At 68.8% G+C, this 26,525-nt stretch carries 23 protein-coding genes and 1 tRNA gene; 21 read left to right on the top strand and 3 right to left on the bottom strand.

The features are described 5' to 3' along the window. Positions 1–108: 108 nt before the first annotated feature. From hisG to ASE44_RS03390, 15 genes are all read left to right on the top strand, one after another. Positions 109–948: an ATP phosphoribosyltransferase gene (gene hisG, locus ASE44_RS03455; RefSeq protein WP_056005741.1), complete on the top strand. Its 840-nt coding sequence runs from the start codon at positions 109–111 to the stop codon at positions 946–948. A gap of 47 nt (positions 949–995) precedes the next feature. Further along, positions 996–1,760, top strand: coding sequence for an imidazole glycerol phosphate synthase subunit HisF (gene hisF, locus ASE44_RS03450; protein WP_056777460.1), 765 nt, complete (start codon positions 996–998; stop codon positions 1,758–1,760). Continuing rightward, positions 1,757–2,146 carry a phosphoribosyl-AMP cyclohydrolase gene (hisI, locus tag ASE44_RS03445; protein WP_056777457.1) on the top strand — a complete coding sequence of 130 codons (390 nt, stop codon included), beginning with the start codon at positions 1,757–1,759 and terminating at the stop codon, positions 2,144–2,146. Before hisF ends, hisI begins: the two co-directional genes overlap by 4 nt. Positions 2,147–2,159: 13 nt before the next feature. Beyond that, positions 2,160–2,831: a Trp biosynthesis-associated membrane protein gene (locus ASE44_RS03440; protein ID WP_056777454.1), complete on the top strand. Its 672-nt coding sequence runs from the start codon at positions 2,160–2,162 to the stop codon at positions 2,829–2,831. A gap of 103 nt (positions 2,832–2,934) precedes the next feature. After that, entirely contained in the window at positions 2,935–3,165 is a 231-nt protein-coding gene (locus tag ASE44_RS03435) for a DUF6704 family protein (protein ID WP_056777451.1), read from the top strand. A gap of 2 nt (positions 3,166–3,167) precedes the next feature. Continuing rightward, a complete protein-coding gene (trpC, locus tag ASE44_RS03430) occupies positions 3,168–3,944 on the top strand; it encodes an indole-3-glycerol phosphate synthase TrpC (protein WP_056777449.1) in 777 nt (258 codons plus the stop codon). Further along, on the top strand, positions 3,941–5,191 hold the full coding sequence (gene trpB, locus ASE44_RS03425; RefSeq protein WP_056005726.1) for a tryptophan synthase subunit beta: 1,251 nt from the start codon (positions 3,941–3,943) through the stop codon (positions 5,189–5,191). Before trpC ends, trpB begins: the two co-directional genes overlap by 4 nt. Then, entirely contained in the window at positions 5,188–6,000 is an 813-nt protein-coding gene (trpA, locus tag ASE44_RS03420; protein WP_082455750.1) for a tryptophan synthase subunit alpha, read from the top strand. The genes trpB and trpA overlap by 4 nt, the downstream gene beginning before the upstream one ends. A 122-nt stretch (positions 6,001–6,122) precedes the next feature. Then, the gene (gene lgt / locus ASE44_RS03415) at positions 6,123–7,136 is read left to right on the top strand and encodes a prolipoprotein diacylglyceryl transferase (protein ID WP_056005724.1); all 1,014 of its coding nucleotides are present in this window, start codon (positions 6,123–6,125) and stop codon (positions 7,134–7,136) included. Positions 7,137–7,257: 121 nt separating this feature from the next. After that, complete coding sequence (gene gltB, locus ASE44_RS03410) at positions 7,258–11,820, top strand: glutamate synthase large subunit (protein WP_056777446.1); 4,563 nt, start codon at positions 7,258–7,260, stop codon at positions 11,818–11,820. Beyond that, positions 11,813–13,270, top strand: a complete 1,458-nt coding sequence (locus tag ASE44_RS03405) for a glutamate synthase subunit beta (RefSeq protein WP_056005718.1) — start codon at positions 11,813–11,815, stop codon at positions 13,268–13,270. The genes gltB and ASE44_RS03405 overlap by 8 nt, the downstream gene beginning before the upstream one ends. 92 nt (positions 13,271–13,362) lie before the next feature. Beyond that, positions 13,363–14,778, top strand: a complete 1,416-nt coding sequence (gene pyk / locus ASE44_RS03400; RefSeq protein WP_056005715.1) for a pyruvate kinase — start codon at positions 13,363–13,365, stop codon at positions 14,776–14,778. Positions 14,779–14,888: 110 nt separating this feature from the next. Beyond that, positions 14,889–15,254: a hypothetical protein gene (locus tag ASE44_RS18790; RefSeq protein WP_200921003.1), complete on the top strand. Its 366-nt coding sequence runs from the start codon at positions 14,889–14,891 to the stop codon at positions 15,252–15,254. A 5-nt stretch (positions 15,255–15,259) separates the two neighbouring features. Beyond that, entirely contained in the window at positions 15,260–16,228 is a 969-nt protein-coding gene (locus ASE44_RS03395) for a CoA transferase (RefSeq protein WP_235522616.1), read from the top strand. Positions 16,229–16,288: 60 nt separating this feature from the next. Next, positions 16,289–16,951, top strand: coding sequence for a histidine phosphatase family protein (locus ASE44_RS03390; protein ID WP_056005712.1), 663 nt, complete (start codon positions 16,289–16,291; stop codon positions 16,949–16,951). Here ASE44_RS03390 and ASE44_RS03385 read toward each other — a convergent pair whose 3' ends face one another. Then, positions 16,952–17,224, bottom strand: coding sequence for a hypothetical protein (locus ASE44_RS03385; RefSeq protein ID WP_157579776.1), 273 nt, complete (start codon positions 17,222–17,224; stop codon positions 16,952–16,954). A 206-nt stretch (positions 17,225–17,430) separates the two neighbouring features. Then, a tRNA-Leu gene (locus ASE44_RS03380) sits at positions 17,431–17,514 on the bottom strand. A gap of 54 nt (positions 17,515–17,568) precedes the next feature. Here ASE44_RS03380 and ASE44_RS03375 point away from each other — a divergent pair. Continuing rightward, on the top strand, positions 17,569–18,174 hold the full coding sequence (locus ASE44_RS03375) for an ANTAR domain-containing response regulator (protein ID WP_056005705.1): 606 nt from the start codon (positions 17,569–17,571) through the stop codon (positions 18,172–18,174). 74 nt (positions 18,175–18,248) lie between these two features. On the opposite strand, the gene ASE44_RS03370 is transcribed toward ASE44_RS03375, so the two are convergent. Beyond that, positions 18,249–18,671: a hotdog fold thioesterase gene (locus tag ASE44_RS03370; RefSeq protein ID WP_056777441.1), complete on the bottom strand. Its 423-nt coding sequence runs from the start codon at positions 18,669–18,671 to the stop codon at positions 18,249–18,251. Positions 18,672–18,726: 55 nt separating this feature from the next. Here ASE44_RS03370 and polA point away from each other — a divergent pair, with 55 nt between their 5' ends. The 5 genes from polA to coaE all read left to right on the top strand — a co-directional run bounded on the left by polA (position 18,727) and on the right by coaE (position 26,487). After that, entirely contained in the window at positions 18,727–21,387 is a 2,661-nt protein-coding gene (gene polA / locus ASE44_RS03365) for a DNA polymerase I (protein ID WP_056777439.1), read from the top strand. A gap of 54 nt (positions 21,388–21,441) precedes the next feature. Next, entirely contained in the window at positions 21,442–23,118 is a 1,677-nt protein-coding gene (locus tag ASE44_RS03360) for a DUF885 domain-containing protein (RefSeq protein ID WP_056777434.1), read from the top strand. After that, complete coding sequence (locus ASE44_RS03355; RefSeq protein ID WP_056777431.1) at positions 23,115–24,101, top strand: epimerase; 987 nt, start codon at positions 23,115–23,117, stop codon at positions 24,099–24,101. Before ASE44_RS03360 ends, ASE44_RS03355 begins: the two co-directional genes overlap by 4 nt. A 175-nt stretch (positions 24,102–24,276) precedes the next feature. After that, positions 24,277–25,734, top strand: a complete 1,458-nt coding sequence (gene rpsA, locus ASE44_RS03350; protein WP_056005690.1) for a 30S ribosomal protein S1 — start codon at positions 24,277–24,279, stop codon at positions 25,732–25,734. A 120-nt stretch (positions 25,735–25,854) separates the two neighbouring features. Continuing rightward, positions 25,855–26,487 carry a dephospho-CoA kinase gene (coaE, locus tag ASE44_RS03345; RefSeq protein WP_056777429.1) on the top strand — a complete coding sequence of 211 codons (633 nt, stop codon included), beginning with the start codon at positions 25,855–25,857 and terminating at the stop codon, positions 26,485–26,487. The last annotated feature ends 38 nt before the right edge of the window (positions 26,488–26,525 follow it).

Raw genomic sequence — 26,525 nt, 5'->3', positions numbered from 1 at the left:
CGGACGAGTCCGCCGGAGCACAACCGTCTCCGGGAACCGTCGAGGACGGACCCCGACGCCATGGGTCCGCGCACCCCGCACGCCACCACGCCACGAGATGAGATCCCCATGCTGAGAGTCGCCGTGCCCAACAAGGGCTCGCTGTCCGAGACCGCCGTCGAGATGCTCCAGGAGGCCGGGTACGCCACCCGCCGCGACACCAAGGAGCTGCACGTCGTCGACGCGCGGAACGACGTCGAGTTCTTCTACCTGCGTCCGCGGGACATCGCGACGTACGTCGGTTCGGGTGCGCTCGATATCGGCATCACGGGCCGCGACCTCCTGCTCGACTCGCACTCCGCTGCGACCGAACTCGCCGAACTCGGCTTCGGGGGTTCCACCTTCCGCTTCGCTGGTCCGGCAGGGGAGTTCGCGGAACTCTCCGACCTCGCCGGGAAGACCGTCGCCACGAGCTACCCCGGCCTGGTCGGGAACTTCCTGCGCGAGGCCGGTGTCGACGCGACGCTCGTCCACCTCGACGGCGCGGTCGAATCCGCCGTCCAGCTCGGGGTCGCCGACGCGGTCGCCGACGTGGTCTCCACCGGTACGACCCTCAGGAAGGCCGGCCTCGGCATCTTCGGCCCCGTCATCCTCGACTCCACAGCCGTCCTCATCGCCTCTCCCGAGACGAAGCCCAGCACGGCCACCCTCATCCGTCGTCTGCAGGGAGTCCTCGTCGCGCGGCAGTACGTGCTCGTCGACTACGACCTCCCGGTCCGACTCCTGGAGCAGGCCACCGCGGTCGCCGGTGGCATCGAGTCGCCGACGATCTCGCCGCTGCGCGACCCCGAGTGGGTGGCCGTCCGGGTCATGATCCCGCGCGGCGAGGCGAACGACGTCATGGACCGCCTCTACGAGCTCGGCGCGCGCGCGATCCTCGTCACGGCGATCCACGCGGCTCGACTCTGAGCACCGAACCCATCCCAGACCGCTCCAGTCGCCCCGCGGAGGCCATCGTGTCACTCGCCACCCGAGTCATCCCCTGCCTCGACGTCGCCGACGGCCGCGTCGTGAAGGGGGTCAACTTCCTCGATCTGCGCGATGCCGGCGATCCCGTCGAGCTCGCCAAGCGGTACGCCGAGCAGGGCGCCGACGAACTCACCTTCCTCGACGTCACCGCGACCGTCGCCGAACGCGAGACCACCTACGACCTCGTCAGCCGCACGGCGGAACAGGTCTTCATCCCGCTGACCGTGGGCGGCGGCGTGCGGACCACGCACGACGTGTCGCGGCTCCTCGCGAGCGGAGCCGACAAGGTCGGGGTGAACAGCGCGGCGATCGCACGGCCGGAGCTCCTCGGAGAGATCGCCGACCGGTTCGGTGCGCAGGTGCTGGTGCTCTCGCTGGACGTCAAGCGGCACGCCGGCAGCGCGTCGGGATGGATCGTCACGACGCACGGTGGTCGTCGTGAGACCGGACTCGACGCGCTCGTCTGGGCGGCCGAGGCGATCGAACGCGGAGCGGGGGAGTTGCTGGTGAACTCGATCGACGCCGACGGCACCAAGGCCGGCTTCGACACCGAGCTCATCCGCGCCATGCGCGAGGTGAGCCGGGTGCCGGTGATCGCGTCCGGTGGGGCGGGCAAGCTCGCCGACTTCCCGCCGGCGATCGCAGCCGGCGCTGACGCCGTCCTCGCAGCCAGCGTCTTCCACAACGGGGAGCTGACGATCGGACAGGTCAAGCAGGAGCTCGCCGATGCGGGTTGGACGGTCCGAGCATGAGCGCCGACATCACCATCCCCGTCGGAGCCGACCCGGAGACCGCGATCCGGCAACTCACCTTCGACGCGCAGGGGCTGATCCCTGCCGTGGTCCAGCAGTGGGACTCCCGGGAGGTCCTCATGCTCGGCTGGATGGACGCCGAAGCCGTTCGTCGCACGATGACCGAGGGACGCGTCACCTACTGGTCGCGATCCCGCCAAGAGTACTGGCGGAAGGGCGACACCTCCGGGCACGCACAGTTCGTGCGAGGGGTCTCCTACGACTGCGACGGCGATACCCTGTTGGTGGAGGTCGACCAGCTCGGCGCCGCGTGCCACACGGGCACCCGCAGCTGCTTCGACGCCCGGAGCCTCGACGTCGTCGCCGCGCCATCGTCGACACCATGAATCGAGTTCGAGCATGACCGAGACCAATGAGACAGCATCGTCCGCGCCTGAAGCGTCCCCGGCCGACGACCTCGAGGCGCGGGCCCTCCGCAGCCGTCAGCGCCGTCTGAAGACGCTGCTCCTCGTCACCGCGGTCCTGGCGAACGCCCTCATCCTCGCCGCGTGGACGCAGTCCTGGCTCTCGATCAGCCTCGTCGGCGTCGGACCGCACTCCGGTGCCCTCGACGTGGTGGGGTCCGTCGCGGCCCCAGCCCTGTCGGCGCTCGCGCTCGCCGGTCTGGCGCTCGTCGCCGCCCTGGCGATCGCCGGGCCGGTCTTCCGCATCATCCTCGGTGTGCTCGAGGCAGTGATCGGCGTGTGCGTCGCCATCTCGGCGATCACCGTCCTCACCGCTCCCGCGACCGCCGGCGCAGCGGCCGTGACGGAGGCGACGGGCGTCGCCGGCAACCAGTCGACCGTCGACCTCGTCGCCGCGACGTCGCTCACCGCGTGGCCGGCCGTCGCGCTGGTCCTCGGAATCGTCCTCGGTCTCGCCGGCCTCGCCACCGCGGTCACGCACCGGATGTGGCCCGGCCCGTCGCGCAAGTACCAGGCCGTGCGTTTCACGCAGGTCGAGTCGGCCCCGAGCGCCGATCCGGTCGGCGCCTGGGACGACCTCAGCCGCGGCGACGACCCCACCCGGTGAGTCGAGGCCGGGGCTCAGGCCACCTGGGAACTCGTGGCCCACGCACGGAACCGTCCATGACTTGCCGGTACACTGGAAACCGCACCCGCACAGAAGGAGAACCATGAGCACCGACCCCTCGGACCCCGGCCACGGACACTCGCCCGCCGCCTGGACCGCCGTGATCATCATGTTGGTCGCGTTCGCCGCCGGTACGGTCTTCTTCTGGCTCGACATGCCCCTGCTCGTCTGGATCTCGGCCGGTGTGCTGCTCCTCGGTTGGATCACCGGTGGCATCCTCGCCAAGGCCGGGTACGGCGTCGGCGGCTCCAAGACCCTGGCGAAAGAGCACTGAACATGCTCGCCGACCTGATGGCCGGCGCGAAGGAGGATGCCCTCGGGCGCCTCGCGGGCCGTCCGGCTGCAGCCGTCGAGGCTCTGGCGGTCGACGCCCCTCCGGCGATCGATGCGTTGGCCGCGCTCGCTCCTGCCGAGCGCGTGAAGATCATCGCCGAGGTCAAGCGGTCGAGCCCCTCTCGAGGCGCCTTGGCCGACATCCCCGACCCGGCGCTCCTCGCCTCGCTCTACGAGCAGGGCGGCGCCAGTGCGGTCAGTGTCCTCACGGAGGGGCGGAAGTTCGGCGGTTCGCTGGGCGACCTCGAAGCCGTCCGTGCGTCGATCCGGATCCCGGTGTTGCGCAAGGACTTCATCTCGCTGCCCTATCAGGTCTTCGAGGCCCGGGCCGCGGGCGCAGACCTCGTCCTGCTCATCGTCGCCGGGCTCGACCAGCCCACCCTGCTGTCGCTGCACGAGCTCGTCGTCCAGCTCGGCATGACGCCATTGGTCGAGACCCACTCGGCTGACGAGCTCGCTCGGGCGAGCGACATCGGCGCCCGGCTCATCGGCGTCAACGCGCGGAACCTCAGCACCTTCGAACTCGATCGCAACCTCTTCGGCTCGCTGACGGACCGGTTCCCCGCCGACGCGATCAAGATCGCCGAGTCCGCCGTGCTCGGCGCGTCGGACGTCGCAGCCTACCGACGTGACGGCGCGGACGTCGTCCTGGTCGGCGAAGCACTCGTCACCGGCGACCCCGTCGCCACCCTCGAACAGTTCCTGGGAGCATCCGAATGACCCTGTCACCCCCCACGCCCGCGAACACCGAGCCCACCCACCTGCGAGACGAAGCCGGCCCGTTCTTCGGCGACTTCGGCGGACGCTACATGCCGGAGGCGCTCATCGCCGCGGTCGACGAGCTGGCAGCCGCCTACGAGGCCGCGAAGGTCGATGAGACCTTCCAGGCCGAGCTCACCACGCTGCTGCGCGACTACGCCGGCCGACCGTCGATCATCACCGAGGTCCCGCGGTTCGCAGCCTCCGCCGGCGGAGCGCGCATCTTCCTCAAGCGCGAGGACCTCAATCACACCGGGTCCCACAAGATCAACAACGTGCTCGGCCAGGCGCTGCTGACGAAGCGCATCGGCAAGACGCGCGTGATCGCCGAGACCGGGGCAGGTCAGCACGGGGTCGCCACGGCGACCGCCGCCGCCCTGTTCGGTCTCGACTGCACGATCTACATGGGCGAGGTCGACACCGAACGGCAGGCGCTCAACGTCGCACGCATGCGCCTCCTCGGCGCCACCGTCATCCCGGTCACCTCCGGCTCGCGCACGCTCAAGGACGCGATCAACGAGGCGTACCGCGACTGGGTCGCCTCGGTCGAGACGACCAACTACCTCTTCGGCACCGCTGCGGGACCACACCCCTTCCCCGTCATGGTGCGCGACTTCCAGAAGATCATCGGCGAGGAGGCTCGCGCCCAGCTCCTCGAACTGAACGGGTCCCTCCCCGACGCGGTCGTCGCCTGTGTCGGCGGCGGCTCGAACGCCATCGGCATCTTCCACGCCTTCCTCGACGACGCGGACGTCGCCCTCTACGGTGTCGAGGCGGCCGGCGACGGCGTCGACACCCCTCGACACGCCGCGTCCATCGGACGCGGACGTCCCGGCGTCCTCCACGGTGCCCGGACGTTCGTCCTCCAGGACGACGACGGCCAGACGGTCGAGTCGCACTCCATCTCCGCCGGGCTCGACTACCCGGGCGTCGGCCCCGAGCACGCCTGGCTCGCCGACACCGGACGCGCGACGTACGTCCCCGCGACCGACGCGGAGGCGATGGAGGCGTTCCGGCTCCTGAGCCGGACCGAGGGGATCATCCCGGCCATCGAGTCGGCGCACGCCCTCGCGGGTGCCATCGTGCTCGGCAAGGAGCTGGGTCCCGACGCGACCATCCTGGTCAACCTGTCAGGACGTGGCGACAAGGACGTCGAGACCGCTGGTGCCTACTTCGGGCTCCTCGACGAAGCCGGGCGCAACGCATGACCGCTCAGCAGGCGGGCCCCGCCGTGGCGTCGGCCGTCTCGACGGCCATCGACGCCGCAGCGACCGAACGCGCCGGCGCACTCATCGGGTACCTGCCGGTCGGGTTCCCCGATCTCCAGACGAGCATCGATGCCGCCATCGCGCTGGCGCAGAACGGCGTCGACGTCCTCGAGCTGGGTGTGCCCTACTCCGATCCGGTCATGGACGGTGCCGTCATCCAAGCCGCCACCATGACGGCGCTGGCCGGAGGCTTCAGACTGCGCGACGTCTTCACGGCGGTCAGTGCGATCCGCGCCGCGGTCGACGTCCCGGTCCTCGTCATGACCTACTGGAACCCGGTGACGCAGTACGGCGTCGAGCGTTTCGCCTCAGACCTCGCTGCGGCGGGGGGAGCCGGCCTGATCACGCCGGACATCACCCCGGACGCCGCCGCGGAGTGGCTGGACGTCAGCGAGCGACTGGGGCTCGACCGCGTCTTCCTCGCGGCCCCGACGTCGAGTGACGAGCGCCTCTCGCTCGTGACCGAGCACTCGAAGGGCTTCGTCTACACCGTCTCGACGATGGGTATCACGGGAGCGCGGCAGGATCTCGACGCCGCCGCCAAGACGCTCGTCGGACGCCTCCGCGCAGCCGGCGCCGAGCACGCCTGCGTGGGTATCGGCATCTCGACGGCCGAGCAGGTGCGATCCGTCCTCGAGTACGCCAACGGCGCGATCGTCGGGTCGGTCTTCGTCAAGGCCCTCGCCGACGGCGGCGTCCCCGCTGTCACCGAGGTCGTCCGGTCGCTCGCAGCCGGCACCAAGCGCTGAGCCGCACGCCCGGACCCGTCGCGGCATTCCGTCGACGGGCGCGCTGAGGGTAGCCTCAGCACGTCCGCGATGCCGAAGGCCGTACACTCGATCAGAGTTCGTAACGAAAGGCGACCACTGCAGTGATTGCACCCCTCAGCATCCCGAGCCCGAACCCGGACATCGCGTCGTTCAGCGTCGGTCCGTTCACGGTGCACATGTACGCGCTGTGCATCATCGCCGGGATCGTCGTCGCGACCATCCTGACCTCCCGTCGCCTGACCAAGCGCGGAGCCGAGCCGGGCATCGTGCTCGACATCATCCTGTGGGCCATTCCGCTCGGCATCATCGGAGCGCGGATCTTCCACGTCTTGACGCACCCCGGGGACTACTTCTACCCGGGCGCCGACCTCCTGCGTACGCTCTACATCTGGGAGGGCGGCATCGCGATCTTCGGTTCGCTCCTCGGAGGAGCCGTCGGCGCCTACATCGGCTGCCGGATGACGGGCATCCGCTTCTGGACCTTCGCCGACGCGCTGGCGCCAGGGCTGCTGCTCGCACAGGCCTTCGGGCGCCTCGGCAACTACTTCAACCACGAGCTGTACGGTCTGCCGACCGACCTGCCGTGGGGCCTGGAGATCGAGGCCAGCAACCCGGCGTTCCCGATCGGTCTGCCGGCCGGCACCCTGTTCCACCCGACGTTCCTGTACGAGATCATCTGGAACCTCCTCGGTGTCGCCGTCATCCTGTGGATCGGTCACCGCTTCAACCCGCAGTGGGGTCGGCTCTTCGGCGTATACCTCATCTGGTACGGCGCCGGCCGCACCGTCTGGGAGACCATCCGGATCGACCCGAGCGAGTACCTGTTCGGCATCCGCGCCAACGTGTGGGCCGCCATCCTCGCGATCGTCGTGGGTATCGCGATCATCGTCATCCAGTCGCGCCGTCACACCGGCACGGAGCCGTCGGCCTATGTCGCCGGTCGCGCCTGGAACGATCCGAAGGCTGCGGTAGACTACTACGACACCGACGCGGAGAACCTGGGGCTGCGCAGTGCCGCGACCGGCGATGATGCCGGTCGTCCACGGAGCACTGCATCGTCCGCTCCGACGTCCAAGGACACGGTCGCCACAAGCAAGACCGGCTCACCCTCCTAGGCCAGGCATACCCTCACTCCGGCCGGGTGGATCCCGACGACGCACGGGGTCCACCAACCGTTTCGTTCCAGGGCCAGTGACGTCCCGCTTCTGATCCCCCATTCGTGAGGACGGTAATCCCATGGCGCATGCACCGTACGCTTCGTTCAGCGCAGTCCCGCCCAAGCAGGGCATGTACGACCCGGCGAACGAGAAGGACGCCTGCGGTCTGGCGATGGTGGCGACCCTGACGGGCGACGCCTCGCACAGCATCATCGACGCCGCACTCGGCTCGCTCCGGAACCTGGAGCACCGAGGTGCGATCGGTTCCGACGCAGGCACCGGCGACGGCGCCGGCATCCTCACCCAGATGCCCGATGAGTTCCTGCGCGGCGTCGCCGGGTTCGAACTCCCGCCGCTCGGCGAGTACGCGGTCGGGATCGCCTTCCTCCCCACGGACGACTCGGCACGAGCGCTCCTCAAGTCCGAGATCGCGGCGATCGCCGCCGACGAGCAGCTCACGGTGCTCGGTTGGCGCGAGGTCCCCGTCGACCCCGACGAGCTGGGCAAGCTCGCGCGCGCCGCCATGCCCGCCTTCGAGCAGCTGTTCGTCACCGGGTCGGACCCCTCGAAGCCGTCCGGCATCGCCCTCGACCGCCTCGCCTTCCGTCTGCGGAAGCGCGCGGAGCGCGAACTCGGCGCGTACTTCATCTCCCTGTCCAGCCGGACCCTCGTCTACAAGGGCATGGTCACCACCCTGCAGCTCGAACCCTTCTACCCGGATCTCTCCGACGAACGGTTCGCGACCAAGCTCGCCATCGTGCACTCCCGGTACTCCACCAACACGTTCCCGTCGTGGCCGCTCGCCCAGCCCCTGCGGATGATGGCGCACAACGGCGAGATCAACACGGTGGAGGGCAACCGCAACTGGATGCGCGCCCGTCAGTCCCAGCTCGAGTCCGAACTCATCGGCGACGTCCGGCCACTACTCCCCATCATCACGCCCGGTGCGAGTGACTCCGCGTCCTTCGACGAGGTGCTCGAGCTGCTGACGCTGACGGGCCGGTCGCTGCCGCACGCGATGATGATGATGGTGCCCGAGGCCTGGGAGAAGCAGACCGGTCTCTCGCAGCAGCGTCGAGACTTCTACGAGTTCAACTCCATGCAGATGGAACCGTGGGACGGTCCGGCCGCCCTCACCTTCACCGACGGCTCGCTCGTGGGCGCCACCCTCGACCGCAACGGGCTGCGCCCGGGACGCTGGCTGGAGACCACCGACGGGCTCGTCGTCCTCGGCAGCGAGATCGGCGTGCTCGACATCGAGCCGAGCCGGGTGAAGCGCAAGGGCCGTCTGCGTCCGGGCAAGATGTTCCTCGTCGACACCGTCGCAGGACGCATCATCGAGGACGACGAGATCAAGGACGAGCTGTCGGCCTCCGCCCCCTGGGGCGAGTGGCTCGAGCAGGGCCGGATCAACCTCAGCGACCTCCCCGAGCGCGAGCACATCGTGCACACGCCCGCTTCGGTGACCCGCCGCCAGCGGACCTTCGGGTACACGGAGGAGGAGGTCCGCATCCTCCTCCAGCCGATGGGCCAGAACGGCGCGGAGCCGCTCGGAGCGATGGGCTCCGACACGCCGATCGCCGTGCTCTCGGATCGGCCACGGCTCCTGTTCGACTACTTCGTGCAGCAGTTCGCGCAGGTGACGAACCCGCCGCTCGACTCCATCCGAGAGGAGGTCGTCACCTCCCTGAAGCTCGGCCTCGGGCCGGAGCGGAACCTGCTGTCCTGGGGTCCGGAGCATGCGAAGCAGGTCGTGCTCGACTTCCCGGTCATCGACAACGACGAGCTGGCGAAGATCCAACACATCGACCCGACCCCGGGGAGCCCGCTGACGGCCACGGTGCGGGCGCTGTACCGGGTCGAGGACGGAGCCGCGGGCCTCGAGTCCAGGCTCCGCGAGATGTGCGCCGAGGTCGACGAGGCGATCCTCGCAGGCTCGGAGTTCATCGTCCTCAGCGATCGTGACTCGAACTCGGATCTCGCCCCGATCCCGTCGCTGCTGTCGCTGGCCGCCGTCCACCACCATCTCATCCGCGCCGAGAACCGGATGAAGGTCGGGCTCGTCGTCGAAGCCGGCGACGTCCGCGAGGTCCACCATGTCGCCCTGCTGATCGGGTACGGCGCGTCGGCGATCAACCCGTACCTGGCGATGGAGAGCTGCGAGGATCTCGTCCGCAGCGGTCTCATCCAGGGCGTCACGCGCGAACAGGCCGTGAAGAACGTCATCAAGGCGCTCGGCAAGGGCGTCCTGAAGATCATGTCCAAGATGGGCATCTCGACCGTCTCCTCCTACGCGGGTGCGCAGGCGTTCGAAGCGGTCGGCCTGAGTGAGCAGCTCGTCGAGACCTACTTCACCGGCACCGAGACGAAGCTCGGGGGCGTCGGCATCGAGGTCATCGCCGAGGAGAACGCGAAGCGTCACCGCTACGCCTACCCGGAGGACGCCGCGTCGACCGCGCACGAACGCCTGCAGTCCGGTGGCGAGTACCAGTGGCGGCGCGACGGCTCACCACACCTCTTCAACCCCGAGACCGTCTTCAAGCTCCAGCACGCCACGAAGACCCGCCGGTACGACATCTTCCGTGAGTACACGCACATGGTCGACTCACAGGCGGCACAGCTCATGACGCTGCGAGGGATGTTCACGCTCCGCGCGGGCGCCCGTCCGCCGGTCCCGCTGGACGAGGTGGAGTCGGTCTCCTCGATCGTCAAGCGGTTCTCGACCGGGGCGATGAGCTACGGCTCGATCTCGCGGGAGGCCCATGAGACCCTGGCGATCGCGATGAACAGCATCGGCGCGAAGTCCAACACGGGCGAGGGCGGCGAGGACGTCGATCGTCTGCTGGACCCGACGCGACGCAGTGCGATCAAGCAGGTCGCGTCCGGCCGGTTCGGCGTGACGAGCATGTACCTGACCCACGCCGACGACATCCAGATCAAACTCGCCCAGGGCGCGAAGCCCGGCGAGGGTGGGCAGCTGCCCCCGACGAAGGTCTACCCGTGGGTGGCCCGGACCCGGCACGCGACGGCCGGTGTCGGCTTGATCTCGCCGCCACCGCACCATGACATCTACTCCATCGAGGACCTCAAACAGCTGATCTTCGACCTGAAGCGTGCGAACCCGAAGGCCCGGATCCACACGAAGCTGGTCAGCCAGTCCGGCATCGGTGCGGTCGCGGCGGGCGTCGCGAAGGCGCTCTCCGACGTGATCCTCGTCTCGGGCCACGACGGCGGGACCGGCGCGAGCCCGTTGAACTCGTTGAAGCACGCCGGTACGCCGTGGGAGCTGGGCCTCGCCGAGACCCAGCAGACCCTGATGCTCAACAACATGCGCGACCGCGTCGTCGTGCAGGTGGACGGTCAGATGAAGACCGGCCGTGACGTCGTCATCGGTGCGCTGCTCGGCGCGGAGGAGTTCGGGTTCGCGACCGCACCGCTCGTCGTCTCCGGTTGTGTCATGATGCGCGTCTGCCACCTCGACACCTGCCCCGTCGGTGTCGCGACCCAGAACCCCGTGCTCCGTCAGCGGTTCACCGGCAAGCCGGAGTTCGTCGTCAACTTCTTCGAGTTCATCGCTCAAGAAGTGCGCGAGTATCTCGCCGAGCTCGGATTCCGCACGCTCGAGGAGGCCATCGGCCACAACGAGCTGATCGACGCCGACCGCGCGATCGATCATTGGAAGGCGTCCGGTCTCGACCTGTCGCCCGTCCTCGTCGGCCCGGTCTTCGCCGACGACGAACCGCGGATCAACCGTCGGGCTCAGGAGCACGAACTCGACAAGCACTTCGACCAGCAGCTCATCACCGCGGCCGCGGAGGTGTTGGAGCACGGTGGTCACTTCTCCGTGGACCTGCCCATCCGCAACACCGAGCGCGCCGTCGGCACCATGCTGGGCCACGAGGTCACCCGCCGTCACGGCGAGAACGGCCTTCCGGCCGGCAGCATCGACGTCACCCTGCGCGGCTCGGCCGGGCAGTCGTTCGGCGCGTTCCTCCCGGGCGGCATCGCGCTGCGCCTGGTCGGCGATTCGAACGACTACGTCGGCAAGGGCCTGTCCGGCGGGCAGATCGTCGTCAGACCGCCCGAGAGCGCCGCGTTCCTCCCCGAGGACAACGTCATCGCCGGCAACGTCATCGGCTACGGCGCGACCCAGGGCACGATGTTCCTCGGCGGGATCGTCGGCGAACGCTTCCTGGTGCGCAACTCCGGTGCCACGGCGGTCGTCGAGGGCGTCGGCGACCACGCCCTGGAGTACATGACCGGTGGGCTGGCGCTCATCCTCGGGCAGACCGGCAGGAACCTCGGCGCCGGCATGTCGGGCGGGACCGCCTACGTGTTCGACCTGCAGCGCGACCAGGTGAACCGCGACTCGCTCGCCTCCGGTGAGCTGACCCTGTCGGAGCTCGACAGCGCTGACGTCGAGATCGTCCACGACCTCCTCGAACGGCACGTCCTCGAGACGGGGTCGCCGCTCGCCGGCCGCCTGCTCGCGGACTTCGAGGACACGGTCACCAGATTCGTCAAGGTCCTGCCGCGCGACTACGCGGCGGTCCTGGCGACACGACAGACCGCGCTCGACGAGGGGCTCGACCCCGACGGCGACATCGTTTGGAACCGAATCTTGGAGGTGACCGGTGGCTGATCCCAAGGGATTCCTGAAGGTACCGGAGCGGGAGCTCCCGAAACGTCGGCCTGTGCCGGTCCGCATCATGGACTGGAAAGAGGTCTACGAGCAGAGCGATCCGGCGACCGTGCGGAAGCAGGCCGGGCGCTGCATGGACTGCGGCATCCCGTTCTGTCACCAGGGCTGCCCGCTCGGCAACCTCATCCCCGAGTGGAACGACCTGATGTGGCGTGGTGAGGGGCGTTCGGCCATCGAGCGCCTGCACGCCACCAACAACTTCCCCGAGTTCACGGGACGTCTGTGCCCGGCTCCGTGTGAGAGTTCGTGCGTCCTGGGGATCAATCAGCCCGCGGTCACGATCAAGCAGGTCGAGGTGTCCATCATCGACCAGGCGTTCGCGAACGGTTGGGTCGAATCGCACCCGCCGGAGCGGTTGACCGGGAAGACGGTCGCCGTCGTCGGGTCGGGACCTGCCGGTCTCGCAGCAGCCCAGCAGCTCACGCGTGCCGGCCACACCGTGGCCGTCTACGAGCGTGACGACCGCATCGGCGGTCTGCTCCGGTACGGCATCCCGGACTTCAAGATGGAGAAGAAGCACCTCGACATCCGGCTGAAGCAGATGCAGGACGAGGGGACGCGCTTCCGGGCCGGCGTGAACATCGGTGTCGACATCACCTGGGACGAGCTCCGCGCCCGGTACGACGCCGTCGTCATCGCCACCGGCGCGATGGTGCCGCGCGACCTCCCGATCCCGGGTCGCGACCTGTCGGGCGTGCACTTCGCGATGGAGTACCTCGTCCAGGCGAACCGGGTCGGTGCCGGCGACACGGTGTCGGACCAGATCACGGCGGAGGACAAGCACGTCGTCGTCCTCGGCGGCGGCGACACCGGCGCCGACTGCATCGGCACCGCTCACCGTCAGGGCGCCGCGTCCGTCACGAACCTGGCGATCGGCACCCAGCCGGCGGGGGAGCGACCCGAGCACCAGCCGTGGCCCATGATGCCCACCCTGTTCGAGGTCGCGAGCGCGCACGAGGAGGGTGGTGACCGCGAGTTCCTGGTGTCCACCGTCGAGTTCCTCGCCAACGACGCCGGAGAGGTGCGAGCCATCCGTGTCGCGGAGACGGAGTTCATCGACGGCCGCCGTGTCCCGAAGAGCGGGACCGAACGGGAGATCCCCGCGGACCTCGTGCTGCTCGCCCTCGGCTTCACCGGCCCGGAGGAGGCTGCGCTCGAGTCGCAGTTCCAGCTCCCGTTCACGGGCCGCGGCAACGTGGCCAGGGAGCAGGACTACCAGACGAACCAGCCCGGTGTGTTCGTGGCCGGCGACGCCGGTCGCGGTCAGTCGCTCATCGTGTGGGCGATCGCCGAGGGCCGTGCGGCCGCAGCGGCGGTCGACGAGTACCTCGAAGGTGCCACCCAGCTTCCCTCCCCGGTCCGTCCCACGGACCAGCCCATCTCCCTCTAGGCTTTCAGGCGGACGACAAGCGTCGGACGCATCATGCCGAGCAGTGAGTACCGAAGCGCCTCGTGCGCAGAAACCATGGAGAACACACACATATGAGACGAGCCAAGATCGTCGCAACGCTGGGCCCTGCGGTCTCCAGCTATGAGAACATCCGGGCCATCATCGATGCGGGGGTCGATGTCACCCGGATGAACCTGAGCCACGGCAGCTATGACGTGCACGAGGCCATCTACGCCAACGTCCGCAAGGCGACAGAGGACTCCGGCCGTGCGGTCGCCGTCCTCGTCGACCTCCAGGGCCCGAAGATCCGCCTCGGCAAGTTCGAGGGCGGCCCGTACGACCTCGCCGTCGGCGACATCTTCAAGATCACCACCGAGGACATCCTCGGCACCAAGGAGATCTCCTCGACGACCTTCAAGGGCCTGCCCCAGGACGTCAAGCCGGGCGACTTCCTGCTGATCGACGACGGCAAGGTCAAGGTCGAGGTCGTTGAAGCGGACGACACCGTCGTGACCACGCGCGTGATCGTCGCCGGTCCGGTGTCGAACAACAAGGGCATCAACCTCCCGGGTGTCGCCGTCAACGTCCCCGCGCTCAGCGAGAAGGACGAAGCGGACCTCCGTTGGGGCCTGCGTCTCGGCGCCGACCTCATCGCCCTGTCCTTCGTGCGTGACGCAGCCGACATCGACCGCGTCCACGAGATCATGGCGGAGGAGGGCCGCAAGGTCCCCGTGATCGCGAAGATCGAGAAGCCGCAGGCCGTCGAGAACCTCGAGAGCATCGTCGAGGCGTTCGACGCCATCATGGTCGCCCGAGGCGACCTGGGTGTCGAGCTTCCGCTCGAGGCCGTCCCGATCGTGCAGAAGCGCGCCGTCGAACTCGCCCGCCGCATGGCGAAGCCGGTCATCGTCGCGACGCAGATGCTCGAGTCGATGATCTCCAGCCCGATCCCGACACGCGCGGAGACCTCCGACGTCGCCAACGCGGTGCTCGACGGCGCGGACGCGGTCATGCTGAGTGGTGAGACCAGCGTCGGCGCCTATCCGGTGATCACGGTCCAGACCATGGCCCGCATCGTCGAGTCGACCGAGATCCACGGTCTCGACCGCGTCCCGCCGCTCGGCACGAAGCCGCGCACGCAGGCCGGTGCGATCACCCTCGCGGCGGTCGAGGTCGCCGACTTCGTCGAGGCGAAGTTCCTCTGCGTCTTCACGGAGTCGGGGGAGTCGGTGCGCCGGATGGCGCGCCTGCGCAACCGGATCCCGATCCTCGCGTTCACGCCCGACCCGGCGATCCGTCGTCGCATGGCGCTGAACTGGGGCGTCGAGTCCTTCGTGGTCGAGCGCGTGACGCACACCGACCAGATGGTCGCCCAGGTCGACGAGGTCCTCGTCGCCACCGGCAAGGCCGCGGTCGGCGAGCCCGTCATCATCATCTCCGGTTCCCCTCCCGGGATCCCCGGAACGACGAACGACATCCGCGTCCACAAGGTGGGCGACGTCCTCTAGTCGGATGTGGTTGCCGAAGGCCGTGGTCCTCCCGTACGGGGACCACGGCCTTCGTCGTCCGGGTGCGATGACGCCGCGATTCCGGGCGCCATGGGTCTAGCCTGATGCCCATGAACCGTTCCGTCCTCGTCGACGATGCTCTCCGCAGCGCCGTGGGACTGGACCCGGGAGGGGTCGACCGTGAGGCGACCGGGTCGGCGGGACTCCTGGCCTCCCGATTCGCCGTCCTGGAGCTCGCCGCGGTCGCCGTCGGCGCGGTGGAGGACGCCGCCGACCGGCTCCGTATCGCCCTCGGATTCGAGCCGCTGCACGCGTCGCTCGACCTCGAGCGGATCGCCGCGGCCTACCAGAGCGACCGCCTGTTGCGGATCGACGGAGCAGCCGTCGACGCGTTCGCGCCGCTGTCCGGCTTCTTCGCCGCCGCAGACGGCTGGGTCCGCACGCACGCGAACTACCCCACCATCGTCGCCGCTTGACCGCCATGCTCGGGATCGACGATCAGGCCACCCGCCCAGAGCTCGCCTCGGCGATCGCCTCCCGCTCGGCGCTCGACCTGGAATCGGAGGCCGCCGGCGTCGGCGCGCTCCTCGTCGCCGTCCGGACCGCCGTCGAATGGTCGTCCACACCGCAGGCCTCGGTCGATGATGGACCGCTCGTCAGACGCCACGGTGGCTCCGCCGGATCGAGGATCGCCTCCTCGCTGCGGCCCACGAGGCGGCACCCCTTGCGCGGCCTCCGCGTCCTCGACCTGACGCGGGTGATCGCCGGTCCGGTGTCCACGAGGACCCTCGCGCTCCTCGGCGCGGACGTCCTGCGTGTGGATCCGCCGCAGATACCTGAGATCCCGTGGCAGTACACCGACAGCGGTCAGGGGAAGCGGACGGCGGCCCTCGACGCGTCGACACCGCGCGGCCTCGCGACGCTGCAGAGCCTGAGCGACGAGGCCGACATCCTGGTGACGGGGTATCGACCACACGCCCTCGACGGCCTCGGGCTACGACGTCGCGACGGGCTGGTCACCGGCTCCGTCGACGCTTGGGGCGCGACGGGGCCTTGGGGTGATCGACGCGGTTTCGACAGCCTGGTACAGGCCGCCACGGGCATCGCGGTGGTCGAAGGGGAGGACGGCGCTCCGGGCGCCCTGCCGGCTCAGGCACTCGACCACAGCGCGGGATACCTGCTGGCAGCGGCCATCGTCGACGACGTGGTGAGGGTCGTCGACGGCGGCGAGGCCGGCCGGTCATCGGTGTCGCTCGCGCGCGTCGGTGCAGCGCTCCAACGGCTCCCACGTACCGAGGATCGTCACCCGTCCGCCCTCCCGGGAGCGCGGTGCCTGGTCACCCATGGTGCGGTGACGACGGCCCGCCCCGCGCTCAGTGCCTTCGACGACCACGCGTTCCCGGCGGCGGTCCTGGGGAGCGCCGCACCGCAGTGGATTGCTCGCACCTGATCCCGGCACACTCCGCGCCGGGGGATGACCACCGTCCGGTCGCTCGCCTACCCTGGAGGTATGCGCCTCATCCTCATCAGACACGGTCAGACCTCGTCCAACGTCGCCGGCCTGCTCGACACCGCGATCCCCGGGGCCGTCCTCACCGAACTCGGCGAGACGCAGGCGGCCGCCCTCCCCAAAGCGCTCGTTGGCGAGCGGATCGACGCGGTCTACGCCTCCACCGCGGTGCGGGCGCAACAGACCGCCGCACCCGTCGCCGAGGTCAGCGGGCTTCCGGTGATCGTCCGCGACGGACTCCGGGAGATCAGCGCCGGCGACAACGAGATGCACGGGTCGCCCGAGGCCGTGCAGGTCTACATCGACACCATCGTGGCGTGGGCGATGGGCGACCTCGACACCCGGATGCCGGGCGGCGAGAACGGCCACGAGGTGTTCGCGCGCTTCGACGCGGTGATCGAGGAGCTCGAGGGCTCCGGACTGGAGAGTGTCGTGGTCGTGAGCCACGGAGCGATGCTCCGGTCCTGGCTCGGGCTCCGCTCGACGAACGTCGACGGACACTTCATCGGCACACACCCCATCACGAACACGGGCGTCATCATCGTCGACGGAGACACGACGACCGGGTGGCGGGTCGACACGTGGACGGGCGATGCCGTCGGTGGGCCGGAGCTGACGACGGACGCCGACGGTCCGGCCGCCGCTGTCGAGCGCGGCTTCTGATCAGTTCGCGTCGTCGGCCGGGGTCGCGCCGTCCGTGAGGAACGGTCCGGGCTCGTCGCCGGGCTGACCCGGGAGTGAGCCGACGAGTCGGTCGAGCTCGGTGGCGTCGACGTCGATGCCCTGGTCGCTGAGCCGGTCCGCCAGCGCTGCGCGGACGTCGAGGTCGGGAGTGAGGGACCGGTCTGCTGAGACCTGCACGAGGATGCCCTGGAGCCGGTCGTCGGTGCTGGCGTCGTGGACGTCCTGGCGCGGGTCGGTGTGCTCTGTTGTCATGGTGTCGGGTCCCATCGTGTCGGACGACGTCCTGCACGTCGTGCCTTCGACGTTACGCTACGGCGTCCGCCGACCCCGCCCGAATGGCTTGACCGCCTCGTCACTGGTCGGTCAGGCGAGCTCCCTGGTACCGGTGGTGGGACTCGAACCCACACGTCTTTCGACAAAGCATGTTGAGTGCACCCGGCTGGGAAACGCCGCATTCGTGGTACCGGTGGTGGGACTCGAACCCACACGTCTTTCGACAAAGCATTTTGAGTGCTCCGCGTCTGCCATTCCGCCACACCGGCGCGTCCGCCGCACGGCGAACAGCAACCTGCATCAGAGTACCGTAGGATTTGAGGGTGACCGAGCAAGAGACCCCTCCCGTAGCCCCGCGGCGCGTCGTCGTCGCTGAGGACGAATCCCTCATCCGCCTCGACATCGTCGAGATCCTTCGCGACAACGGTTTCGAGGTCGTCGGCGAGGCCGGCGACGGCGAGACCGCCGTCGCGCTCGCGACGGAGCTCCGTCCGGACCTCGTGATCATGGATGTGAAGATGCCCCAGCTCGACGGCATCTCCGCCGCCGAGCGCATCGGCAAGGCGCACATCGCACCGGTGGTGCTCCTCACCGCGTTCAGCCAGAAGGAACTGGTCGAGCGGGCGAGCGAGGCCGGTGCCCTGGCGTACGTCGTGAAGCCGTTCACCCCGAACGACCTCCTGCCCGCGATCGAGATCGCCCTCTCGCGGTACCAGCAGATCATCACCCTCGAGGCCGAGGTCGCCGACATGGTCGAGCGCTTCGAGACCCGGAAGCTCGTCGACCGGGCGAAGGGCCTGCTCAATGAGAAGATGGGCCTTACGGAGCCCGAGGCGTTCCGCTGGATCCAGAAGGCCTCCATGGACCGCCGTCTCACCATGCACGATGTGGCGCAGGCGATCATCGAGCAGCTGAGCGCCAAGAAGTAGCCCTCTCCCACCTCGTCGCAAGAGCGGCCCGTCCCGTCGGGGGCGGGCCGCTCTGCGTTGTCCGGGGTGGCGCGTCAGGTGCCCGGTGCGTCCTTGATGAGGTTCGTGATGCGGATCGTCGAACAGCGTCGACCCTGCTCGTCGCTGACCGCGATCTCGTGGACGGTGAGCGACCGCCCGAGGTGGATGGGGGTGCAGACACCGGTCACGATCCCCTCGGTGGCCGAACGGGTGTGCGTGGCGTTGATGTCGATGCCGACGGCGAGCTTGCCTGGGCCGGCGAAGAGGTTGGCGGCCATCGACCCGAGGGATTCACCGAGGACGACGTAGGCGCCTCCGTGCAGCAGCATCGCGGGTTGCGTGTTGCCCTCGACCGGCATGGTCGCGACGGACCGTTGGACCGTGAACTCCGTGAACTCGATCCCCATCTTGGCGGCGAGTGCGCCGCTGCCTCTCGTCCTCAGGAACTCGAGGGCTTGGTCGGTCTCGTTCGTCATGTCCACCTTCGGATCGGTCCTGAGCCGTGTCGGCACCGGCTTGTAGGCTGGGCGCGTGTCGGAATCAGAAAAGCCTACCCTCCTCGTCGTCGACGGCCACTCGCTCGCCTTCCGGGCGTTCTACGCCCTGCCGGTCGACAGCTTCCAAACCCGCGACGGCCAGCACACGAACGCCATTCACGGCTTCATCTCCATGCTGATCAGCCTGCTGAAGAACGAGAACCCGAGCCATATCGCCGTGGCCTTCGACATCTCCCGCCGCTCGTTCCGGACCCGTGAGTACCCCGAGTACAAGGGGACGCGCGGCGAGACCCCGCCCGAGTTCAAGGGTCAGGTGCCGCTGTTGGAGGAGGCGCTCAAGGCGATGAACATCACCACGATCAGCAAAGAGGACTACGAGGCCGACGACATCCTCGCCACCCTCGCCAAGCAGGGTGGCGAGGAGGGCTTCCGCGTCCTCGTCGTCTCGGGCGACCGCGACACCATCCAGTTGGTGACCGACGACGTGACGCTGCTCTACCCGTCCAGCCAGGGCGTCTCGGCGCTGACGCGCTACGACGGCGCCAAGGTGTTCGAGCGCTACGGCATCCGTCCCGAGCAGTACCCGGAGATCGCCGCGCTGGTGGGCGAGACGAGCGACAACCTCCCCGGCATCCCGAAGGTGGGCGAGAAGACGGCCGTCAAATGGCTCAACCAGTTCGGCTCGCTGGAGCAGATCCTGGAACGCGCAGACGAGATCACCGGCAAGGTGGGGGAGAGCCTCCGCGAACACAAGGAGAACGCCGTCCGCAACCGGCGCTTGAACCGGCTCCTCACCGACGTCGAACTGCCGGTCGGCCCGAAGGACCTCGAGCGACGTCCGATCGACGCCGACGCCGTGGCCGCCGTGTTCGGTCGACTGGAGTTCCGCACGCTCCTCGACCGGGTGCTGAAGCTCGACGGTCTCGAGGCGAACACCGACGTGTCGGCATCGCACGCGGCCGGCGTGGTGATGCCGCCACGGAAGGAACTGCTCGACGAAGAACTCGAGGCGTGGCTCGCCCGCGCCGTGGCAGCCCACCCGGGCGGCATCGGACTCCACCTCGACCTGGACGGCGACCTGCCGGTCGCCGCTGGTCTGGCCACCCCCACGGAGATCGTGTCTCTCGCCTGGCGTCCCGGTGAGGCCGATTACGCGCCGCTCGAAGCCTGGCTCGCGAGCGACGCCCCGAAGATCATGCACGATGCGAAACCGCAGGTGAAGGCCGTCACACGCGCCGGCCTCAAGCTCGACGGGCTGGCGTACGACACGGCGGTCGCCGGCTGGCTCCTCCGCCCGAGCGGCGGCGACAAGAACCTCGGCGACCTCACCGCACGGTACCTCGACGAGACGATGCCTGTGGCGGACCCGAACCAACTGGTCCCTGAGACCGACCCGGTCGGTGTCGGGGGGACGGCCTGGTACGCGTTCCGCGTCGCAGAGGCCACCCGCGCCGCCCTCGACCCGGGGTCGCTCGGCGTCCTGCTCGACATGGAGCTGCCGGTCCTGCAGGTGCTGGCGCACATGGAACTCACCGGGGTGACCGTCGACCACGGCATCCTGAGCGGTCTGTCCGAGCAGCTCGGGAACCGGTCAGCGGAACTGGCGAGCAACGCCTACGCCGAGATCGGTCGCGAGGTCAACCTCGGTTCACCCAAGCAGCTCCAGGAGGTGCTGTTCGACCAACTGGCCATGCCCAAGACCCGGGCCAACAAGACCGGGTTCTCCACCGACGCCGGTGCACTCGCCGACCTCCAGGAGAAGAGCCCGCACCCGTTCCTCGGCCTGCTCCTCGAACACCGCGACGCGACGAAGCTCCGTCAGATCGTGGAGACGCTCGACAAAGCGATCACCGACGACGGTCGCATCCACACCACCTACGTCCAGATCGGGACGAGCACGGGCCGGATCTCCTCGACCGACCCGAACCTCCAGAACATCCCGGTGCGCACCGAGGAGGGACGACGGATCCGCGCGGCCTTCCAGGCCGGGACCGGGTACGAGACCCTGCTCACGGCCGACTACTCGCAGATCGAGATGCGGATCATGGCCCACCTCTCCGGCGATGCCGGCCTCATCGAGGCGTTCAAGTCCGGCGAGGACCTCCACCGCTTCGTGGGTGCACGCATCTTCAGCGTGGCCGCGGAAGACGTCACGCCCGCCATGCGCAACAAGGTGAAGGCCATGTCGTACGGCCTCGCCTACGGGCTCAGCGCCTTCGGCCTCTCGAAGCAGCTCCGGATCTCCAGCGCCGAGGCGAAGCAGCTGATGGTCGACTACTTCGAGCGGTTCGGCGCGGTGCGCGACTATCTGCGGAACGTCGTCGAGCAGGCGAAGCTCGACGGGTACACCGAGACCATCTTCGGTCGTCGTCGGCTGTTCCCCGAGCTCGCGAGCCCGAACCGGCTCGTGCGCGAGAACGCCGAACGGCAGGCGCTGAACGCTCCGATCCAGGGTTCCGCAGCGGACATCATGAAGCGCGCCATGATCGGCATCGAGTCGGACCTCCGGTCGCAGTCGCTCCGCTCCCAGATGATGCTGCAGGTGCATGACGAATTGATCTTCGAGGTCGCCGAGGGGGAGTGGGACGCCCTCGAGGCGATCGTCCGGAAGCAGATGGCGGGTGCCGCCGAGCTGTCGGTGCCGCTCGACGTCCAGATCGGACACGGCCACGATTGGGACTCGGCCGCGCACTGACGCTCCGGCGGATCCACGAGCCGCGCACCCGGGGCGCGGACTAGGCTCGTCGGCATGTCTCACGAAGAACCTCGCCAGAGCACACCGATCGACGCCATCGCCGAAAGCTGGGTGGAGACGCTCGTCCAGCTGCGGCCCGAGGTGGGCACCTACATCGGCCGAACCGATGTCGGCGGGCGCTACAGCGACACCTCGCCGGCCGGGCACGAGGCCTATGTCGAGGCCGCGGCCCGCACGCTGAGCGCCCTCCGCTCGGCCACTGCCGTCGACGCCGTCGACCGCGTCACCCAGACCGACCTCACCGCGGAGCTCGAACTCGACCTCGCCTCCTCCGAAGCCGGCCTGCAGTACCGGGATCTGAACGTGATCGCGTCGCCGTCACAGGAGCTCCGCGACGTCTTCGACCTCATGCCGACGGCCACCGTGGACGACTGGAGCACGATCAGCACCCGTCTGGGTGCGTTGCCCGAAGCGGTCGACGGATACATCGAGACGCTTCGCGAGGGGATCGCGAAGGGCATCACCCCCGCACGACGCCAGGTGAAGGAGGTCTACGAGCAGGTGCTCCGCACCGGCGCCGACGACGGCTTCTTCATCGGCTTCGCGGCGGAAGCCGGTCCGGAGGACGGCCAGCTCCCAGCGTCGCTCGCCGGAGAGCTGTCGACCGGAGCCGGCGCGGCCGCCGTCGCCTACAACCGCCTCGCCGACTTCCTCGCCCATGAACTGATGCCCGCCGCGACCGAGGAGGACGCGATCGGCCGCGAGCTGTACGCCCTGCAGTCCCGACGGTTCCTCGGAGCGACGGTCGATCTCGACGAGAGCTACGAGTGGGGGATCGAGGAGCTGGCCCGCATGGTCTCCGAGCAGGAGTCGATCGCGAACGAGATCCTCCCCGGAGCCTCGGTGGAGGAGGCGGTCGCCTTCCTCGAGCAGGATCCCGCGCGCAAACTGCACGGCACGGAGGCGCTGCAGCGCTGGATGCAGGAGACGAGCGATCGCGCGGTCGACGAGCTCGGCCGCAGCCAGTTCGACATCCCCCAGGAGATCCGCGCGCTCGAGTGCATGATCGCTCCCACACAGGAGGGCGGGATCTACTACACGGGCCCGACCGACGACTTCTCCCGTCCCGGCCGCATGTGGTGGTCGGTCCCCGTCGGCGTCACCGAGTTCGACACCTGGCGCGAGCTGACGACGGTCTACCACGAGGGCGTTCCCGGGCACCACCTGCAGATCGGGCAGGCGGTGGTCAACCGCAAGACCCTCAACCTCTGGCGCCGGCAGCTCGCCGGCACCTCCGGACACGCCGAGGGTTGGGCGCTGTACGCGGAGCGGTTGATGGAGCAGCTCGGGTACCTCGACGACCCGGCCGATCGCCTGGGCATGCTCGACGGTCAGCGGATGCGTGCGGCTCGGGTCGTCCTCGACATCGGCGTGCACCTCGGCAAGCGGCTCCCCGACGGGAGCGGCACCTGGACCGCCGAGTACGCGTTCGACTTCATGGGCCGGAACGTGAACATGTCTCCGGAGTTCGTCCGCTTCGAGGTGAACCGGTACCTCGGCTGGCCCGGGCAGGCGCCGTCCTACAAGATCGGGCAGCGCATCTGGGAGCAGCTCCGCGATGACGCGGCCCGCCGAGCCGGTGACGCCTTCGACATCAAGGACTTCCACCGTCGGGCGCTCGACCTCGGGGGCGTCGGGCTCGACACGCTGCGGTCGGCGATGCTCGAATGACGTCCGAGCGGATCGTCGTCGCCGGAGCGTCCGGGTTCATCGGGCGTCGGCTGGTCGAGTCCTTCCGAGCCGACGGCGCAACGGTCTCCGTCATCGGTCGAGGTGCGGCCGACGCCCGGTGGGGTGATCGAGCGGGTATCGCCCGACTGGTCGACGGCGCGGACCTCCTGGTCAACCTGGCGGGGAAGAGCGTGAACTGCCGGTACACCGCTTCGAACCGTGCCGCGATCCTCCGGTCACGCGTCGACACGACGACGGAGCTGTCGCGAGCGGTCCGCGAAGCGGCCTCGCCTCCTCCGCTGTGGATCAACGCGTCGACGGCGACCATCTACCGCGACGCGGACGACCGCGCCATGACGGAAGTCGACGGCGAGATCGGATCGGGCTTTTCCGTAGACGTCGCCACGGCATGGGAGCGGGCACTGTTCGCCGACGATCTGCCGGCCACACGACGGGTCGCTCTCCGGATCGCCATCGTCCTCGGCGACGGAGGGGCGCTCACACCGTTGCTGTGGTTGGCGCGCCTCGGCCTCGGGGGACCGCAGCTCGACGGACGCTGGCCCCGTTCGCGATCGCGTCGGGCCGCCGGAACGGGTCATCGGTTCACGACGCCCCATGGTCGGCAACGGTTCAGTTGGATCCACCTGGACGACGTCATCGGCATCGTCCGGTTCCTCCGCGACCACCCGGAGCTCTCAGGCGCCGTCAACGTGACCTCGCCGAGCCCCACGGACAACCGCGGCTTCATGCGGACCCTGCGGCACGTGCTCGGGATGCCGATCGGCCTTCCCGCACCCCGCTGGCTCCTGGAGATCGGGATGTTCCTCCTCCGCACGGAGAGCGAGCTCGTCCTGAAGAGTCGCTGGGCGCTCCCGGAACGGTTGCTGCAAGCGGGCTACCGCTTCGAGCACCCGACCCTGGATCCGGCGCTCCGGGAGATCGTCTCGGCACGCGGCTTGCCCACAGGTCCTCGATCCCGCTAAACTGGACTGTCACAATTGTGACGTCCTATCCGCCTGCCCGTCTCGCAGAGCGATCCCGATCCTCGGATCGGTTCACACAACAGCATCGCCCCGATCAACGTCCGTGGTCATCCACGGGTCCGGAGCAGTGCGCGAGCCGCGGCCTGAATCATTGTCCACCTGGAGCAATTACTACATGACAAGCGCAACGACCGCCCCCAAGCAGGTCGCAATCAACGACATCGGATCTGCTGAGGACTTCCTCGCAGCGGTCGAAAAGACTCTGAAGTTCTTCAACGACGGCGACCTCATCGAGGGCACCGTGGTGAAGATCGACCGCGACGAGGTCCTCCTCGACGTCGGCTACAAGACCGAGGGCGTCATCCCCTCGCGTGAACTCTCCATCAAGCACGACGTCGACCCCTCCGAGGTCGTCAACGTCGGCGACACGATCGAGGCTCTCGTTCTCCAGAAGGAGGACAAGGAAGGCCGTCTGATCCTGTCGAAGAAGCGCGCGCAGTACGAGCGTGCTTGGGGCGACGTGGAGAAGATCAAGGAATCCGACGGCGTCGTCACCGGTTCGGTCATCGAGGTCGTCAAGGGTGGCCTCATCGTCGACATCGGCCTCCGTGGCTTCCTCCCGGCTTCGCTCATCGAGCTGCGCCGCGTCCGCGACCTCACGCCGTACCTCGGCCAGGAGATCGAGGCGAAGATCCTCGAGCTCGACAAGAACCGCAACAACGTGGTCCTGTCGCGCCGTGCGCTCCTCGAGCAGACGCAGTCCGAGAGCCGCACCACCTTCCTCAACAACCTCCAGAAGGGACAGGTCCGCAAGGGCGTCGTCTCCTCGATCGTCAACTTCGGCGCGTTCGTCGACCTCGGCGGCGTCGACGGTCTCGTCCACGTCTCCGAGCTCAGCTGGAAGCACATCGAGCACGCCAGCGAGGTCGTCGAGGTCGGTCAGGAAGTCACCGTCGAGATCCTCGAGGTCGACCTGGACCGCGAGCGCGTCTCGCTGTCGCTCAAGGCGACCCAGGAGGACCCGTGGCAGGTCTTCGCCCGCACCCACGCCATCGGCCAGGTTGCTCCGGGTAAGGTCACCAAGCTGGTTCCGTTCGGTGCGTTCGTCCGCGTCGCAGACGGCATCGAGGGCCTCGTGCACATCTCGGAGCTGTCCGGCAAGCACGTCGAGCTCGCCGAGCAGGTCGTGTCGGTCGGCGAAGAGGTCTTCGTCAAGGTCATCGACATCGACCTCGAGCGTCGCCGCATCTCGCTGAGCCTCAAGCAGGCCAACGAGGGTGTCGACCCCGAGGGCACCGAGTTCGACCCGGCCCTCTACGGCATGCTCACGGAGTACGACGAGCTCGGGAACTACAAGTACCCCGAGGGCTTCGACGCCGAGACGCAGGAGTGGAAGGAAGGCTTCGACGCCGAGCGCGAGAAGTGGGAGCAGGACTACGCTGCCGCCCAGGCTCGCTGGGAAGCGCACAAGAAGCAGGTTGCGGCTGCAGCCGTCGAAGAGGCCAACCAGGCCTCCTCGTCGACCGCTTCCTCGTCGGCCGGTTCCTCGTTCTCGAGCGACTCCGCCGGTGGCGGAACGCTCGCCGACGACGAGTCCCTCGCGGCACTCCGCGAGAAGCTCTCGAGCAACTAGTCACCCCAGCACCGACTTCGGTCGGTGTCCGGCAGGGGGTCGCCTTCGGGCGGCCCCCTGCTGCGTTGTGTGCGGCGTCACGCCCGGAACCCCGATGGCACCACGGGTACGCTGGCAGGCATGTACCTCATCGGCCTCACCGGCGGCATCGCCTCGGGCAAATCGACCATCGCGACCCGGCTCGCCGAGCACGGAGCCGTCGTCATCGACGCGGATGTGCTCTCCCGTGAGGTCGTCGAGCCAGGCACTCCTGGGCTGGCGGCCATCGCGGCGCGGTTCGGTGCAGACGTGATCGGTCCCGACGGCACGCTCGACCGTCCGGCTCTCGGCGCGATCGTCTTCTCCGACGAGCAGGCCAGAGCCGATCTCAACGCGATCGTCCACCCCGAGGTCAAGCGTCGGTCACAGGCCAGGATCGCCGAGGCGTCGAGCGATCCGGCGGCGATCGTCGTCTACGACGTCCCCCTGCTCGTGGAGACCGGCCGTGCCGACGAGTTCGACCTGGTGATCGTCGCTTCGGCACCTAAATCGGTGCGTGCCGATCGACTGGTCGAACTGCGCGGGCTCGACCGGGGTGAGGCTGAACGTCGGATCGCCTCGCAGGCGACAGAGGCGCAACGCACGGCCGTCGCCGACGTCGTGATCGACACGGCGGGCACCCTCGCGCACACCGTCGACCAGGTCGACGCGGTGTGGCGCCGTGCACTGTCGAACGGTGCGCCGGACGAAGCTCCTCGCGACGCCGACGTCTGAGCCGGTCGCTCGCTCCGCTGTGGGCGAAGCGGGGGAGT

It is taken from the genome of Plantibacter sp. Leaf1 (assembly GCF_001421315.1).
Lineage (GTDB): Bacteria > Actinomycetota > Actinomycetes > Actinomycetales > Microbacteriaceae > Plantibacter.
Note: the sequence above shows the minus strand (reverse complement) of the source record. Positions and strands in the feature narration are given on the sequence as shown.